At 48.3% G+C, this 1,008-nt stretch carries 4 tRNA genes and 2 rRNA genes; all 6 read left to right on the top strand.

From position 1 onward, the window contains the following. The first annotated feature begins 167 nt into the window (after window positions 1–167). The 6 genes from rrf (GKG36_RS14535) (at window position 168) to GKG36_RS14510 (ending at window position 891) form a co-directional block, all read left to right on the top strand. Window positions 168–284 (top strand): 5S ribosomal RNA (gene rrf, locus GKG36_RS14535). 7 nt (window positions 285–291) lie between these two features. Further along, window positions 292–363, top strand: a tRNA-Glu gene (locus GKG36_RS14530). A gap of 5 nt (window positions 364–368) precedes the next feature. After that, window positions 369–444 (top strand) — tRNA-Lys (locus GKG36_RS14525). A gap of 170 nt (window positions 445–614) precedes the next feature. Beyond that, window positions 615–731, top strand: a 5S ribosomal RNA gene (gene rrf / locus GKG36_RS14520). A gap of 7 nt (window positions 732–738) precedes the next feature. Next, window positions 739–810: transfer RNA gene (locus GKG36_RS14515), tRNA-Glu, on the top strand. A gap of 5 nt (window positions 811–815) precedes the next feature. Then, window positions 816–891: transfer RNA gene (locus tag GKG36_RS14510), tRNA-Lys, on the top strand. Window positions 892–1,008 lie beyond the last annotated feature (117 nt).

The following is a 1,008-nucleotide window of genomic DNA, read 5'->3' as shown; positions in this document are numbered from 1 at the left end:
TTCAGCAAGCGTGTACTAATAGGTCGAGGGCTTGACCACAATTCGCTTGAGACTCTTAAGAGTCAACGAAAAAATGTGAGCAGTGATTATTCAGTTTTGAAGGCACGTCCTTCTAAGAAACACTGGACAAAGTACGACAAACATGTTATACTGGTTCAGTCAGATCGGTCGGTGTCGATGACGGTGAGGTTCCACCTGTTCCCATTCCGAACACAGAAGTTAAGCTCACTTGTGCCGAAGATAGTTCGCTGGAAACGGCGTGTGAAAATAGGTAGTCGCCGACTTTTATATGGCCCGTTGGTCAAGCGGTTAAGACAGAGGCCTCTCACGCCTTTAACATCGGTTCGATTCCGGTACGGGTCATATTTGCACCTCTAGCTCAGTTGGTAGAGCAACTGACTCTTAATCAGTGGGCCCAGGGTTCGAGTCCCTGGAGGTGCACCAATAAAAGAGCGTTGAATCGTAAGATTTGACGCTCTTTTTCGTTATGTAACCCCGAAAATTCGGGGTCTGCACGGTCAATGCACGGTTTTTGCACGGTTGGTGTTTTCATAGGAATCCTCTGCATGGGCTGGAATTGCTTTGAAATGCGTGGTAAATTTTGCATCAGGNCGGTCGGTGTCGATGACGGTGAGGTTCCACCTGTTCCCATTCCGAACACAGAAGTTAAGCTCACTTGTGCCGAAGATAGTTCGCTGGAAACGGCGTGTGAAAATAGGTAGTCGCCGACTTTTATATGGCCCGTTGGTCAAGCGGTTAAGACAGAGGCCTCTCACGCCTTTAACATCGGTTCGATTCCGGTACGGGTCATATTTGCACCTCTAGCTCAGTTGGTAGAGCAACTGACTCTTAATCAGTGGGCCCAGGGTTCGAGTCCCTGGAGGTGCACCAATAAAAGAGCGTTGAATCGTAAGATTTGACGCTCTTTTTCGTTATGTAACCCCGAAAATTCGGGGTCTGCACGGTCAATGCACGGTTTTTGCACGGTTGGTGTTTTCATAGGAATCC

Source organism: Faecalibacterium sp. BIOML-A1, from assembly GCF_009679715.1.
GTDB lineage: Bacteria > Bacillota > Clostridia > Oscillospirales > Ruminococcaceae > Faecalibacterium > Faecalibacterium taiwanense.
The sequence above is the reverse complement of the archived record's forward strand: the minus strand, read 5'-3'. Positions and strand labels throughout refer to the sequence as shown.